This is a genomic window from Candidatus Chlorohelix sp., assembly GCF_037138995.1.
In the GTDB taxonomy this organism is placed as follows: Bacteria; Chloroflexota; Chloroflexia; order Chloroheliales; family Chloroheliaceae; genus Chlorohelix.
Genome location: NZ_JBAXHI010000059.1, coordinates 1 through 15554 on the forward strand (window position 1 = coordinate 1; position 15554 = coordinate 15554).

Here is a 15554-nt window from a genome sequence, read left to right on the forward strand (position 1 = left end):
GATGCGGTGTTAGGGGTCTGACCTTGAACGTCAAAAGGCAAAATAGTAGTAAACAGCAGTCCTACTAAAATTAGACTGATAATTCTTGCATTTTTCCTCACCGAGAACTCCTTTTCGCACGGTTTTCAGGCGCTCAACCTAAAGCGCGTACCAATATTTCCAGTCCTTTGAAAAGCGTTTCAGGTGCGGTAAGGCATGCTACCATAATATGCGCCCCCGCTCCTTCATAACCGTAATAATAGCCCGGATGTACCAACACCCCTTGTTCGAGTAGGTAAAGAGCTAAAGCTTCCTCGTCACTCCAAGTTTCCACTCTCGGAAAAAGATAATAACCGCCATCTGGTGGATTAATTTTCAAATAACGGCTATGCCCCATAATTTCTATTGCCCTATCTAAGCTGTCGCGTACCCGCCGAGCCATCGCTGTAACAAAGGGCATGCCCTGTTCAAATAGCGTTGGAAGCATATATTGAACCAGTGAGCTTGCGCTTAAATAGGTATCATTCAGAAGCTCTAACCTGTCTCGATACTCGAAGGCAGACCCAGAAAGAGCAATCCAGCCCAATTTCATATCGGGCAAGGCAAAAAGCTTGGAAATACCGTTCAAGTGGAATATGGGCAAAGTGGGGTGAAGCGCACCGAGCGGGGGAGTATGCGTTGCCCGATAAGTAAATTCGGCAAACACCTCATCGCAAATAATCGGCAACCCAAGTTCTTCTAAGACCGCCTCTGCCGATTGAATAATCATTCCGGTTGGGTTGTGTGGAGAAATTAGCAACACAGCGCGAGTGTGGGCATCAACCTGTTCCCTCAAACTGTCCGGTATAAGCGACCAACGCGCCGCCTCGTCCATCCGATAAGAGCGTAATTCTACATGATGTATTGCCGCTAGATATTCAAATAGTGGATATGTAACTTCTGGCATAAGCACATTATCGCCGGGTTGGCATAACAGCGCGAAAAGGTGCGAGTATGCTTCGCTGGTGCTGGCAGTAATAAAAATATTATCTACGGATAAGGGTAAAGGTGGCGTGCGCGAGGCATAATAATGTGCAATAGCTTCACGGGCGGGCATCCAGCCAAAGGGGTCAGGCTTGTAGAGCCGCGTTTTCCAATATCCGGCTGAAGCGTCCTGCAAGATTTCAGGGGGAAACAGTAACCCTTGCGAGGTCGGATTACTGCCGGTCAAGTCGAGGTAGCCACCTTCTGACTGTTTGCGGCGACGCGCTATTTCAAGACGATTAGAGGTTAAATCACCTTCCGCGAAAAAGCCAGTCATGCGATTTTATTCAACTTCTTATCTCAAGGATTGGTATAACTCTAAAGTGTCGGCAGCCGCATTTTCCCAAGTATATTGGGCGGCACGTTCTAAGCCTTTGAACCGTAATTCCTCTACCAACTTGTGGTCTCCATCAAGGCTGGTAAGAATCTGGCTAATTCCTTGAGCGATTGAATCAACCTGCAATGGGTTACACATGACCGCAGCGCCTTCAAACACTTCGCTCAGCGCGGAATTGTCAGATACCAGCGCCGGAGTACCACAGGCAAGGGCTTCGAGCGGCGGAATACCAAAGCCTTCGTATAGGCTAGGAAAGACGAATAACTCCGCCAGATTGTACAAAGCGGGTAAATCTTTGTCGGATACAAAATCGAGCCAAACAATCTCATCCTGCATTTTTAGTTCGGTGATACGCCGAAAGATTGGTTCGTATTTCCAACCGCGCCGCCCTACTAGAACCAGTTTTCGCCCCTTACCCTGCGGTGTATTTATAATATTGCGCCAAGCCTCCACCAAACGCGCCAGATTCTTGCGGGGTTCAATCGTACCAACGAAAAGAGCAAATTGGGGCGGCAAACCCAATTTTGAGCGCACTTCTTCCAAAGTTTGGGTATCGGTGAGCGGGTGAAATTTAGGGCTTACGCCATTATAGATAACCTTTATTTTTTCAGGCGGTAACTTCAACCGTTCTACCAACTCACTTTTGATGCTCTCCGACACCACAATAATTCGCTCGGCTTGTTTGGCAGCACGCGGCACTGCCTCCGATAAGTAGCGGCGCAGCTTATCATCCGCACACTCAGACACAACAATAAAGCTCAGGTCATGAACCGTCACAATATCTTTGCCGGAGCGGTGAGGAGACATTACAAAATCGGGGAAATGCACTATATCAAGTTTTCCAAGTTGGTTTGGAAAGGGGAAAGGATTTTCAAACCGCCCCACCCACTCTAAGGGAAAGGGTACACGCGCCCTTTGCCACATACGAGTCAGAAATGGTTCAGAGAAAGGCAGACGCGCAAATGAGACAACCGGGCGATATTTAATTTCAAGGCTACGAATATAATTTTCTTGCTGATTGGTGAGGTTGCCGCCAGCATAAAACAGGACGAACTCGAAACCATTAGGTTCTTTTTCCAGCATAGTAGTAACTAGGCTACGGGTATGTCGTCCTACACCCGCAGCTTGACGAATTGCTGCTGTAAAATCTATGCCAACCCGTTTCACTTTTTCCTACTGAAAATATAAACTATTCCACCAATAAGAATGATACTCCAGTAATTTATTACTCTATCCAGAATAGCTACGGAAGCCGCCATGTTCTTCTCGACACTGAAAGCGGTTAGAACTCCCACCACCGCGCCTTCAACTGCTCCCAGACCGGCAGGGGTAAAGGGAAGGGTCGTCAAGAGCGAACTTGTTAAGGCAACAAAAATTGTTACCGAAAGACCTAGCCCTGTTATACCCAACGCTTGCATTACGAAGAATAGCCGCATGCCTTCCAGCATCCAGACTATACCAGTCAGAAAGTATAACTTGAACAGGGTTTTGCGACGAAAGGTGCTGACTGTCCCATGTTGGAATTTGTGAAAGATTCCGTGTAGGCGGGCTGGAATAAATTTCTCTATCTTGTGACTGTAAAAACGCAATGCCAGCAAACCGACTGCCATTCCCAGCACCAACACCCCGCCAAGCGCAAAAATAAAGGACAAATCAGTGAATTTGCTTTCTACCCGACTGAAGGCTACCGCGCCTCCAAAGCAAAGCAAACTGAATAAAACCAGCAAGTCGGCAATACGCTCTCCAAAAATAGTACCAAGCGTGCGGCTAAAGCTGGCATTGGCGTTCTTCTTGAGAAGATAACCCCGATAAGCATCCCCCAACTTTGCAGGTACAATGCAATTTACAAACCAACTCAGGAAAATTATCTCAATCAAACCGGGTAAGGGCGGTAATGTAATCCCATGTTCTTGGTCAAAGTGGGCGTTTCGGAGCAACATACGCCAGCGCAAACCTCTTATGAAAAAGGTGGAATAATAGAGCGCAAAAGCTGCCAGTAGATAGAGTAAATTGGCTTTCAGGATATTGTCGAAAGTCGTAGCAAAGTCAATTTTGACGGTAAGTACAAAGAAAACAATGATAGCCGCCGAAATACCAAAGCCCAAAAGGGTTTTAATATCCAAAAGACGCTCTTTGAGCGAGATATAAGGCGCTTCGACTTCCTGCTCATCCTCAAACTCATCTTCTAATATTTCTACGGGTAGTTTCTCTTCCAAAGCATTTTCTCTCAAAATCACTGTCCTTAAATAATAATCGGCAAGAGTTAGTCTTCCTTACCTTCATTCTTATACCATTCAAAAAATTTGCTATAGCCCTCCTCAAAAGAAGTAATAGGCTCGAAATCGAGCAAGCGGCGAGCTTTTGCAATATCGGCAAAGGTTATAAGCGGTTCGCTGGCAGGGCGTTCCAGATAGTTAATTAGCGCAGATTTCCCCAGAGCGTGTTCCGCCGCGCGAATAAAATCCATTTCGGTATGAGTATTGCTATTGCCAAGGTTGATTATCTCGTAATTAAACGGGCGATCAAGCGCAGCAATTACCCCCCTGACCGTATCTAACACAAAAGTCCAATCACGCCGGGCTGAACCATCTCCAAAAAGATTGATGGGTACGCCCCGGTCTATGGCATTTGTGAACAGGTAAACAGCCATATCAGGGCGATTGCGGGGACCATACACCGTGAAGAATCGAAGCGCCGTAACTTTCAGGTCGAAAACGTGGCTATAGGTATAACCAAGCAATTCGGCGGCGCGTTTGGTGGCAGCGTAGGGATGCGGCGGAAAATCTACCCGGTCTTCCTCATTAAAGGGTACGTTGGTTCTGCCGCCATAGACCGAGCTACTACTTGCCATTACAAAATGGGGGATACCAAAAAGCCGGGCAAGTTCCAGCAAGTTTTGAGTGCCTTTTACGTTTACTTCTTCGTAAAGTAGCGGGTACTTAAGAGAGTAACGTACCCCTGCCATACCGGCTAAATGGCAAATCTTATCGGGTCGTTCATGCTTGATTATAGTTTCAAGAGCTTCGTAATTGCGAAGGTCAGTTCGGTTAAGTGTGAAATTCTTATTTGTGCAAGCAACTCGCAGGTTTCGTTCTTTGCGTGCCGGATTATAATAATCGTTAAAATTATCTACGCCGACAACTTCATCGCCTCTAGCCAGCAATGTTTCTGCAACGTGGCTACCGATAAAACCTGCCGCGCCGGTTAATAAAACTTTCAAAACAATCTCTTCCCCCTAAAAGAAGATGTGCAGTTCTTCACTATGCTAGTATATCATACTCGCTCTTTGTCTAATTTACCTACCAAATAAAATAGAGCCAGTATTACACTCCATTGGATTCCCAGATTTAAAACATGCAAGTTCTCAACCAAATTATGGAACATTACAGCGGATACAATTCCCAATGCGCCCCAAGCTACATAACGCAGCGATATGTCCCGGATAGTCCATGCTGCTTTCCAGCCACTTACAAATATCGAGATTACCAGTAGCAGATAGGCTGTCAAACCAACCAATCCGGTTTCAGCCGCCGCATGTATATAATAATTATGGGCATGACCCCGTGAATAAATCCATTGTGGAGCATTGAACATGTTGTAGGTAACATCGAAATTTCCGATGCCAACTCCAAAAAATGGATTGGAAAGGAACATATTACCGCCAGCCTGCCACATCGCCATGCGCTCAACTACCGCGTAATTATCGGGATTCGGCACTACATCGCGCACGTCAAAAGGGGTCAACAAATCTGCAATGCTGGTAATACGAGTGGCAATACTTGGTGATAAAGCTCCGGTTTGTAAAGCTAATCCCCCGAATATCAGTAAAGCTACTACCGCCAGCCATACCCAAATAGATTTTTTCCCGCGTACTGCAATCATTGCCAGCACTCCCACCAGCAAGCCAAGCCATGCCCCGCGTGAATAACTTGCCACCACCGCTACAATTACAATGGTTGCGGAAGGCAAAGTTACCAGCAGCAAAAGATAGGAGCGGATAACGGCTTTTCGTTCTGTCTGGCGAGGCTGTCCTTCTTTGTTCAGCCACGCCCCCATCCATTGGTTTCTGAGATTCCAAGCCAAAAAGATAAGCGCAACCACTATGGGCAAACTCATCTCAAGATACCCGGCAAAAGGGTTTGGAAAAGTAAATGTCCCAAACGCGCGGGAGAGGTCTTGACTAATGGCGAAACTCTCCGGACCTAGATTCAAGCCGGTTTGAACAATACCCAAACCAGCCTCAAAAATGCCGCCAATTGCCAACGCCACCACCAATTGCCAGAACTGTCGGCGCGTTTCAATAACGCTAGTTGCCAACAAATAGGCAAAAAGGGTAATCAGCCAACGGCTAATCGCGTTTAAACCTTCAGCGATATTATATGCTGTTAGCAATGAAATAATCATTGCGCCGACATATATAAGGAACCATTTTAGAAGCGGGGGAGTAGGCGTATTTACAAAAGGCTTTCGGAAAGTACAACGATTGACGAAATAAGCGGCAAGCGTTAGCAAAACTACAGCCTGTGTTACCGTCAGGGTTTGCCCACCGCCTAGCGGAAGGGTAACAACATCCTGCACCGGCACCGACAAAAGCATCAGGTACAAGCCGTACTGTGGATAACGCGCAATTGCCAAAAAAGCGCAGACTCCAACCATTAAAGCCGGAGCTATATAGAATGGTTGGGTAACGAAAAGCCAAAGGAACAGCGGCACAAGCAGGGCTGTTGCTAATTGTGCAATGGTGAATTTAGCCAAAGCGAAACGGCGCACCCGATAGATTGTATTAAAAATAACCGTCACTTTTTATCAAACTCACCGGCAAAAAACGCCCTTACAAAAAAAACAAAGGATGATAGGATGAAAAGTATTCCCACTGATGAGAGTATTGCACCGCTGGCTGAAATCAGGCTTTCCTCATTACTCTTGAGTAGTAAGCCTACAAGACCCGCGCCAAGACCAATTACGAAGATGCGGATACCAAAAGCAGTATTATGTGACAAGGAGTTGGTTAAAACCCATACCGCCAGTGCTACCGCTAAATATATACCAATTACAATCAGAGGCATTTGTTCACCGCCCTTCGTAACATCTTACGATTTTTGGCTGACGTTGCGGAAATACTCAATTGTATGGCGTAGCCCTTCCTCAAGGGTAACAACGGGTTCCCAATCAAGTAACCGCCGCGCTTTGCTTATATCCGGGCAACGTTTGTTGGGGTCATCGGTGCGACCATCAAAAAACTCTATTTTCGCGTCAGAGTCACACACCGCCAACACCCTATTGGCAAAATCGAGAATAGTACGCTCGTCCGGGTTGCCCAGATTAATAACCTCACCTTTGGTAGCGGGACGGAACATCGCCCGCAAAATCCCTTCTACAATATCGGAAATATAGCTGAAAGAGCGGGTTTGCGTACCGTTACCATAAATTGTAAGGGGGCGATTCTCCAACGCTTGCATAATAAAGTTTGGCACTACCCGTCCATCTTGGGGGTCATTACGAGGACCATAGGTGTTGAATAGGCGCACTATACGCGCATCTAGGTTAAACTGGCGCACATATTCGATTGTCAGGCTCTCCCCAAATCTTTTGCTCTCATCGTAGCAACTACGCGGACCAACCGGATTGACATTGCCCCAATAATCCTCGCGCTGAGGATGTTCGAGCGGGTCTCCGTAGGCTTCGGAGGTGCTGGTATAAAGCAATTTCGCTTCACTGGCAAGCCCCAATTTCAGCATGTTATGCGTTCCTACCGAATTTACCAGATGTGTTTCAATCGGGTTACGGGTATAACCAACCGGGCTGGCAGGGCTGGCAAGGTGGAAAATTGCGGATACAGGGTCCCCGCTCGGCACCCATGGCTGAATTATGTCATGCTCGTAAAATTCATATTCTGGATGTTCAATAAAACTTGCAATATTCTCACGCCGTCCGGTAATCAGATTATCCAGCGCAATAACATGATGCCCTTGTGCCAATAAACGTTCGGTAAGATGTGAGCCGATAAACCCGGCGCCCCCGCTAACCAGTATCTTCACTATTTTCCCCTCTGTATTTTTCTAGCTATATGCCAGTTTAAAAATATCCTGACGGATTAATTATCGTTATCTTTCCTCAAACTTACCCTCCGCATAGCTTCAAGCAGACCAAAGGATAAACAGAAAATAGCGGCAAGGTCAACAAGGAAATATGAGTTATCCACCAAACCATGTGCGACAAAATCTACCATACTGCCAGAAAGCCCTAACGCTAATACTTGTCGTACTTTAGCATCGGGGGTATTTAAGCTTTTAAAAAGCGGCGACAACGCTGTCCTGAAAAATACAAACAGCAACCATATTATGAGCGCAGGTCCTATTATACCCAATCTGAGCCAGTAATCCAACAAAATATCATGCGGGTGACTAGTGAATCGTTCCAACCATGCTTCCGGTCTTACATATTCAAGCTGATATTTGTACAAAAACTGATCCAGCCCGATACCGGTTAGGGGATGGTCGCGTATCATATCGAACGAAGCCTGCCAAACATGCAAGCGCGTGTTATTGCTGCCCGTCACGAAACTGAATAGAGAAGTGATTCTTTCCAACTTGATAAAAGGTATTGCTGCTACCAGACCTAACGCCCCGATTCCGAAAAGTATTAACCCACGCCGGGAACGCACGATGATAATCATTACCAGCAAAGCAAGCGCGGATGCCAGCCATGCGCCCCGCGAAAAGCTGAGAAGTAATGTACCTAGCAGGGGCAACAACGCTACGCCGTACACTACACGCCGCCGCGCCCATTCTTTTACCGCCCCGCTGAAAAATACAATGGCTGTAACCAGCGGTATAATGCGCCCGATGTACAAACCCAGATTATCCGGGTGAGAGTATATCGAGATTACCCGGCTAACCCCTTCCGCCGATACGGTATTATCTTTGGATAAGAGAAATTGATAAAATGCTCCTGCCGCAATTAATAAACTAGCCAACACCAGCACATCGAAGATTCGGATGAATTGCTCGCGCTTGCGAATAAAGCGAACGGTTAGCAGGTACAGAATTAGCGGCTCTATGATTACCACCCGGAAATCGCGCAAGGCTTCCCGCAAATGGCTAGGCTCAGGGGTTAATAACGATAGAGTAGCGGCAAGCCCGAACAGCAGCAACGGCAAGGCAAATACCCCCTGTCTGCGCCACCATGCTACCCAATTAGTGGGGAAAGCAATTATTCGAGTTCGCCATAGTTGGTACAGAATGCTTGCAAGCCACGCAAACACAGCAATAACAATGATTACTTCAAATAAGGAAAACTCCAGCGGGTTTTGAGGCAGATTATTGGGGTCGCGCGGCACTACCAGATTTTTAAGTCTGGTAAATGGGTCAAGGCTTTCTCTCAAATTACGTGGATTCAGATATAGCGGGGCGGTGAAAATCGCCAGATATATCATCCAATCCGGGCGCACAAGAGCTAAGGGAAAGAGCAGAAGTGCGCCAAATATTGCCAACGGCGCGGGTGGCGCAAAATAGAATAATAACAACGCGAAAATCATGCCATAGGGCGCAAGGCTATAACGGTTTTGCCATATTCGGCGCAATTGGCGCAACAGCCAAAGCCAGAAGAGCGGCAAGCCCTTCTCCAGCGCTCTAAAGGTGCGCCAACCCAACGCCGAACCGCTACCAAGCGTAGTCAATCCACCGAGTAAATATAGCGGCAGAAACAGCCAACCCCACGTATTCTCATTAGAAACATAGAAACCGTAGGAAGCAAGTTGCCCTGCGGGTAAAGTCATTTCCAGCGTATGCAACCCGTAACTCAAGCCCTCCGCCAATTTCAAACTCGCCGTTTGGGGCGAAAGCTTGATAGTTTGGGAAGTTTTGCCATCAATGTTATAGCTTATTTCAGTTTCCTGTGAGACCTTGAGTCCGGCTAGGTCAAGTTGCTGTCCTTGAAAACGAAACTTCAAGCGTTGGTTTTCAAGCGTAATAGCCGGGCTATTCTGAGCATGAAAGCCGGTAGCCGCAATGTTATAGTTCGTTAAAGCATAATTTTGAAGCGCGGTATAAGCCGGGCGTACCGACCAATCCGGGTTTATCAGCGCAAAATAACGCGCTTGTCCCCATAAATCGCTTCTATCTAGCAAATATTTGTCCGCTTTAAGGAACCAAACGTTGACTACGCCAACCCAATCCCACTCCTTACGCGCCCGCTCAATACCCTCTACCAGATATTGCGCTTGGGTAGCCTCATCAATATTTTCGCCCCAAGGCTTTAGCGGGTATTGCTGTGCCACTTTATCCGGCATACTCAACCAACCGTACTCGGTAATCCACACCGGACGTTTGCCATCTTCATGTTTCAGCATCACCGCTCGCATGTCAGCCAACCGCGAGAAATTAACCCGTTTCAAATCCTTTTCGCGGAAATCAGGCTCGGTAACACGGAAATCAGGCGAATAACCCAAGCCATAAGCCTGTGCCGCCAAAATATCAAAATATTTCGCGCCGCCAGCCTCATAAAACAGGTCAAGATATTTCAGGTCGTTCAGGCTGTTAAACTCGGCTCCATCCTGATTACTTGGAGCAAGCGCCGCCGTAATAAGCACTACATCAGGGTTTGCGGCTTTAGCGCGTTCATAAGCTACTTTAAGCAAATCCACATAACCCGCAGGGTTTACCCTTTTGGCATTCCATTCCACTTCCAGATTAGGCTCGTTCCATATCTGGAAATATTTTATTTTCCCCTTGTAGCGGGTAACTGCCGCTTCAACAAAATTGCCCCAATCGTTCAAATCATCGGGTGGACCCGTTACATCTAAATTAGCGGGGATGGTTTTCAAGATTTGCTCTCGCGCCCATACCGGCGGTTGGTCGAGACGCGCAATAATTTTTATGCCGCGTGCGCTCGCCTTCTCCACAATCGCGTCATACTTAGCCCAACCGTTTTGACCATCGCGGTCATTATAACTACCCTTTAATTCTTGAATATCCTTCCATGGGAAAAGCTGGCGGATATAACCATAGCCTCCCGCTTTTACCAAATCAAGAATTTGACCTATATTTGCGGTATCTTCAAGGTTTAGAAAAGTATTAACTCCTAGCGGGTTAGAGCCGAGGTCTCCTGACTGTGTGTAGGGTATGGCGGGATGATTAGTGTCGTAGGTTACGCCTTTATTAAAGTAAAGGTCGGCAAAAGCAGTTGCGGTAAGGGAAAGAACGCTGATAATAAATAATAAGATTAAGAGGGCAGTTTTTAGCCATGAACGCCCGGTTGTAATTTTTAGGGGAATTGGCACTTTCAGTGGTTCTTCTTCTCTTTTATAATTCGTAAACGCAATGCCCCAACTTGAACTAGCAGAGCTACTAACGCCACCCAAATTCCCCAACCGTAGGTGGTTTCACTAAATAGGGGAGTTGCGCTACGCTGAGTCTGATTAAAGGGCAGCCATGCCAGCAAAGGTACAGCAACAAGCAAGAACAAGAAAGCCCCCACCCATTTTAGAGCTTCACGTAATATCTTTTTACCCTGACGATAACTTAACTCTAGGTAAGAAAAACAATTTGCCACTGAACAAATAATAAAAAGGTTCAAACCTAAGAAATTTAGTAATAACGCCCAGACAGGTTGCCAACCGAAATCCTGTGTTTTCCCCAATGTCCCGTATTGCCATGGTCCCGCAAAACCAACAACCAACATTAAAAATGAGAGCCATTGAAGGGTAAGATACAAACGGGCGCTTTCTTTCATGTACCTTGCCTTAAAACTGAAGTTGCCAATCGCTTGATTACCGTTTGCCATTCCGGGCTGTTTGGAGCAGTTCCTTCAGACGGGAAGGGGTTATAATTTACCTGTAAGCCGCTACGCGCCAATTCTTCCGCTACCGGGCGGTTGCCTGCCATAATACGCCACGATTCGGCAAGTCCGCGTCTTTCCGATTGCAAAAGTGAAGAGACATTGCCATGCAAATCAAGATTTGCGCCTCCATTTGTATCTTTTGAGCGGGGAGGATTTGCGCTACTACGGCGTGTTACAAAATTGGGCAAGTTTATCAGCCAACTTATTTTATGTGGGTGACTCACAGACCATGCCGGAAAATCCAAACAGATTACCAAATCAATTGTACGCCCGTTGCTTTCCTTTAAGTCCAGCAACCGCCAGCCAAAAGCCGCTTTTGCGATGTCCCTAGGTTGAAAGCTACGCAAGGGTACTTTAATTATATCGCTATCAATTCCGGCAAGCTCTAAAGCAGCCGCAAGCAGTTGAGCTTTTTCTGGAATTAACCGGGCTTGTCGCGTGGCTTCATCTTCCTCTACTTCAGGATTCTCCGGTTCAAAATTATCAAAAGTTGCTTGTGTATAGCAAACTAGCGCGGTTTCAAATTTTTCCAGCATTATCTTACATACAAAAAAAGTCGGAAAGTGTTATTCCGGCTTTTCTCGGTTATCAGGGTATTGGTTGCAAATAATCTTTGGCTGCCCAACCGGTGAATTCCTTGTATTTTATCTGCCACCATTCTTTACCTTCTGCAAACTGCGGAGCGCCGATAATTACTACCTCAGAGCCTTCCGGGATACGAGCAATAATATTTTTATCGTCCTTAGTGCTGGTATCTTTTCGTAGGTTTACGCTTTTGGAAGTGCCTGTATTTACAACCTTCGCCCGTTTTTCGCCTGAAACTACGGTAGTTGTAACAGGCAGAGGGGATGCAGTAGGTAGCGCATTAGATAGGGTCGGGGTTGCAACCGCATTATTATTATTAGAACTCGTAGTTGTAAGCGAAACAGCCGAAGTAGCCCCCAAAGAAGTAACAACCGCAGCAGGGGTAGCGCTAACAGCTTCCTGTTTCTTACTTCCTCCAAAAATATTGGCAAAAATAATTAATAAAGCTAAGAGTATGACTAACCCCGGTAGTATGATTGCCCATGGAACTCTTGAGAAGGGTCCGTCAACTTTATCGTAATAGGGAATATTTGCCAACATCCAACGGCGCAGTTGATTGGGTTGCTTAACCATATCGGGCAACGCTTCTGTTTTCTCTCGTCCGGGTGCGTTTCGTTGGGTACGACTAATAACCGGGCGTATCGGCGCTTTTGGGCGTAATACTCCTTCGGTGGAAACAACGCGAGGCTTACCACCGCCATCAACACTACCTTCGGTGGAGTTATCCGCAAATTGCCCTAAAATAGTATGTGAAGGGATTAGTTCCGGTTCAGGAATCGGTTCCCAATAAATTCGGGCGCGAAATACCTGCTCACAATCTATGCTAGTAGCATCAACCAGATGGTTGGCACGGCGGTCATACAGGCGAGGATTACGACACCAGCCCTTGCGCCAGAGGGGCGCTGGCTCGAAATAACGACAGTTGGCGCACTTACGGTTGCGCGGCAGTGACTTTGTTTCCTGTCTTGGTTCCATTTATTAGTTGTTAAATCCTTTTCAAAATCAAGCAATAGCCCATATCAGCTATTGCTAAAGGTTCTTCCAATTAATCAGTTTAAACGATTTACACATGGAACGTCAAGTTTTAGACAGGATTAATATTTATGTGCTATTTTTTTGTTCCATCACCTGATTTTTATAGGGTTGCCAAATTTCCGGTAGCGAGGGTAATGAGGTAGGAAAACGCTATCGTTTATAAAGTACCTTGAGTTTCATCTTGCGCTTTTTTCGCGCGTTCTTTGCGAGCTTCCGCCACTGCGCGGGCGCGTGATGTTCGTTCGGAGGATTTTCTACTCTCTTGAATGAACCGGTCTTCTTGAAGCCGCAATTTGATTTCTTCGGATGTAAATGATTTTTGTGGCATTGTTAAATCCTCGACTTTTTCTTTGCTTAGATATAAAGGGTTTATGACAGTTAACGTTTCAGCACGAAAAATATTACCACTCCTCAAGCAAGTTACACAAGGTTTGGGCTGTTCTAAAACGTATCAATTTTGAAAGTGTAGTTTTAAAAGGATGGGCTTTTTCAGGTGGTTTCTTATTATGAGAAAGGAGGCACAGCCCGCTAGGTGCAGGCGGGCTGTTTTTTATAGCTATAATTTAGCTATTGCTCTAAAAGTATGATCGCTTAGTAGCGACCGCCGCCGCCGCGGTTGCCGTAACCACCGCTGCTTCGCTGTGGGCGTTCAGTTTGTGGGCGGGCTTCATTAACGGTGATGTTGCGACCTTCAAAATCAGTCCCATTGAACATCGAAATAGCGCGGGCGGCTCCTTCCGCGTCGCTCATTTCCACAAAGCCAAAACCTTTGGCGCGTCCGGTTTCGCGATCAATGATAATTCGCACCGAGTCAATAGCCCCAGCTTGGGCAAATAAATTTTCCAGACTACCTTCGGTGGTATTATACGAAAGACCGCCAACGTAAAGTTTGTTACTCAATTTCAAGTTCCTCTTCATCTTAAAAGCTTAAATACAGAAAGTTAATGCAAAGTTTCATAATTAGCAAATTCTTGCCCGGAAACAACCTTTTTTTATTAAGGCTATTTAACGTGTACGTAAGTATAGCTACCTGTTAGGAGAAAGCATAAAGCACAAAAGAGGAAATCAAAACAAGCAAATCTTACGAGAAGCTTTTATCGAAAAAACTCTAAGTAGCACAGTGCCGATAACAAACAGGTTTTATTTACCTTGCATATGTAGTATATCACACTTTTTAACTTTTGGTTAACATATTTTGTAAAATGGTGTGAAGAATTCAAATACAATTACGTAGAGGGATTCAGTGGATAGTTTTTCTTCATAACTTAAGTGGGCTATGGCTCTAAATGTTTCCTCATATCGGCTGTTACCGCATGTAATCCAGTTGGCATCCCTTGTTTTATCCTTTGGAAGTCAACTGGATTACGTGCAATCAAAGCGATTCAGCCAATTATGGGAGTTGCCAGCTTGATATATCGCTCTACACTCATGCGATTGCGGGGGTCAGGGGCAAGCCCCAAAATCAATAGCAATTTGGTAGAATTAGCACCCTGCCTAGCTTCTTCAACCGCAAAAGTATCCCTTAAAGACTGAGGAGTAACCCTTTTATTAATTTTGGCAGCTTTGGCAGACCGCTCTACCAATTTGTTAACCGATTGCGGCAGCATTTCAAACAGCTTCCGGCTTGGCGCAAACTCTGCGATATAGCGTTGAAAGGCAGCCGTAAACTCCGGGGCGGCAGCTAACTTGCGCTCTTTTTTATGCCAGCGTTTATCTTCATAGAAAACATAGACTATAGGATTTTCACGGTCTGATATATCCACATGCTCAAATTGGATTGCCAGCAGTTCTGTGCGGGTAAAACCAAGCTTTACCAAGAAATAAACCATTAAGTAGGTGCGGCTATTCTCATTACCTGCCGAATCCAGCAACATTGCTTGCTCTGCTAAGGTTAAAACGACTGGAGTTTTTAGCGGGATGAACTCAGCATAGAAATTATCGGTAGGGTCTTTATCAAGTATCTTTTCAGAATTTATCAAATATTTGAAGAATGCACCCAAAGAGGTAAGGCGGCGTTTGCGAGTGCTTTTCTTATGCGAGTTGGTTAAAAATTCGTTTATATCATCGCGGGTAATTTGGTCAAGCCTTTTGTCAGAACCGACTTGTTCATCGAACCCTGACAAATCATACATGTAGCTGGCGGTAGTGTTGTGGGGTCGTCCCATTTGCTCCAGATAGCTGCGAAACCACCAACGCGCAACACTCAAAGTTGCATCGGGCGTAAGTGGAGGAATCGCAGAAGCAGGTTGAATCACTTCACCACGAGATGAAACCGTAAATAAGGGAGGTTGGATAGCGCGTACAGGTTGATTTTCCTGTGCATTAGCCGTTCGAGAACCTCCCCTACGCCGAGGGGGTTGCGCCGTAGTGTCATCTATCAGAGAGGCTACTTTGGATGCTATAGCGTTGTCTGCTTGAATTTCAGAGTGAGATGTTCCCTCTTGTCCCGCTATAGGAGCAGCAACATCAAGCTCTCCTATTCGGTCTTTAGATTTTTTAGAGCGAACATTCGCGGGTGGCCGAGGCATAGTCCCCCTCCCTTAATTACCAGTGTAACGAAACAAAACACGCGACCGCTGACCCCAATGGGATGAGTACCCTAACTTATTGTGAGCTTGGGATATATCTACTTTCCATAACAATATAGCATAAGCCCATTAAGAATGCAATAGTTCTTTTAAAAGGGAGCGCGAAGCCTGTTCAGGGCTGTTGCAAGAAAGAAATTGTCCTCTATAAAACGATTCTCAAAGGGGTT

Annotated in this window: 14 protein-coding genes; all 14 read right to left on the minus strand. The window is 46.0% G+C overall.

The window, feature by feature from the left end; translation table 11 throughout:
- Positions 1–133 precede the first annotated feature (133 nt).
- Entirely contained in the window at positions 134–1279 is a 1146-nt protein-coding gene (locus WCK19_RS17025; protein WP_342398603.1) for a pyridoxal phosphate-dependent aminotransferase, read from the minus strand.
- 18 nt (positions 1280–1297) lie between these two features.
- Complete coding sequence (locus tag WCK19_RS17030) at positions 1298–2506, minus strand: glycosyltransferase family 1 protein (RefSeq protein ID WP_342398604.1); 1209 nt, start codon at positions 2504–2506, stop codon at positions 1298–1300.
- The gene (locus WCK19_RS17035; RefSeq protein WP_342398605.1) at positions 2503–3555 is read right to left on the minus strand and encodes a lysylphosphatidylglycerol synthase transmembrane domain-containing protein; all 1053 of its coding nucleotides are present in this window, start codon (positions 3553–3555) and stop codon (positions 2503–2505) included. The genes WCK19_RS17030 and WCK19_RS17035 overlap by 4 nt, the downstream gene beginning before the upstream one ends.
- Positions 3556–3602: 47 nt before the next feature.
- Positions 3603–4559 carry a GDP-mannose 4,6-dehydratase gene (locus WCK19_RS17040; RefSeq protein ID WP_342398606.1) on the minus strand — a complete coding sequence of 319 codons (957 nt, stop codon included), beginning with the start codon at positions 4557–4559 and terminating at the stop codon, positions 3603–3605.
- Between the two features lie 53 nt (positions 4560–4612).
- Positions 4613–6139 carry an O-antigen ligase family protein gene (locus WCK19_RS17045; protein ID WP_342398607.1) on the minus strand — a complete coding sequence of 509 codons (1527 nt, stop codon included), beginning with the start codon at positions 6137–6139 and terminating at the stop codon, positions 4613–4615.
- Entirely contained in the window at positions 6136–6405 is a 270-nt protein-coding gene (locus WCK19_RS17050; protein WP_342398608.1) for a hypothetical protein, read from the minus strand. Before WCK19_RS17050 ends, WCK19_RS17045 begins: the two co-directional genes overlap by 4 nt.
- A 24-nt stretch (positions 6406–6429) precedes the next feature.
- Entirely contained in the window at positions 6430–7377 is a 948-nt protein-coding gene (locus tag WCK19_RS17055; protein WP_342398609.1) for a UDP-glucuronic acid decarboxylase family protein, read from the minus strand.
- 56 nt (positions 7378–7433) lie between these two features.
- Complete coding sequence (locus WCK19_RS17060) at positions 7434–10619, minus strand: O-antigen ligase family protein (RefSeq protein WP_342398610.1); 3186 nt, start codon at positions 10617–10619, stop codon at positions 7434–7436.
- 2 nt (positions 10620–10621) lie between these two features.
- Complete coding sequence (locus tag WCK19_RS17065; RefSeq protein ID WP_342398611.1) at positions 10622–11071, minus strand: hypothetical protein; 450 nt, start codon at positions 11069–11071, stop codon at positions 10622–10624.
- On the minus strand, positions 11068–11715 hold the full coding sequence (locus tag WCK19_RS17070) for a hypothetical protein (RefSeq protein WP_342398612.1): 648 nt from the start codon (positions 11713–11715) through the stop codon (positions 11068–11070). The genes WCK19_RS17065 and WCK19_RS17070 overlap by 4 nt, the downstream gene beginning before the upstream one ends.
- 52 nt (positions 11716–11767) lie before the next feature.
- Positions 11768–12739, minus strand: coding sequence for an SH3 domain-containing protein (locus WCK19_RS17075; protein WP_342398613.1), 972 nt, complete (start codon positions 12737–12739; stop codon positions 11768–11770).
- A 217-nt stretch (positions 12740–12956) separates the two neighbouring features.
- Positions 12957–13127 carry a hypothetical protein gene (locus WCK19_RS17080; protein WP_342398614.1) on the minus strand — a complete coding sequence of 57 codons (171 nt, stop codon included), beginning with the start codon at positions 13125–13127 and terminating at the stop codon, positions 12957–12959.
- 263 nt (positions 13128–13390) lie between these two features.
- Entirely contained in the window at positions 13391–13699 is a 309-nt protein-coding gene (locus tag WCK19_RS17085; protein WP_341469548.1) for an RNA-binding protein, read from the minus strand.
- 482 nt (positions 13700–14181) lie between these two features.
- Positions 14182–15327, minus strand: a complete 1146-nt coding sequence (locus tag WCK19_RS17090) for a site-specific integrase (protein ID WP_342398615.1) — start codon at positions 15325–15327, stop codon at positions 14182–14184.
- Positions 15328–15554 lie beyond the last annotated feature (227 nt).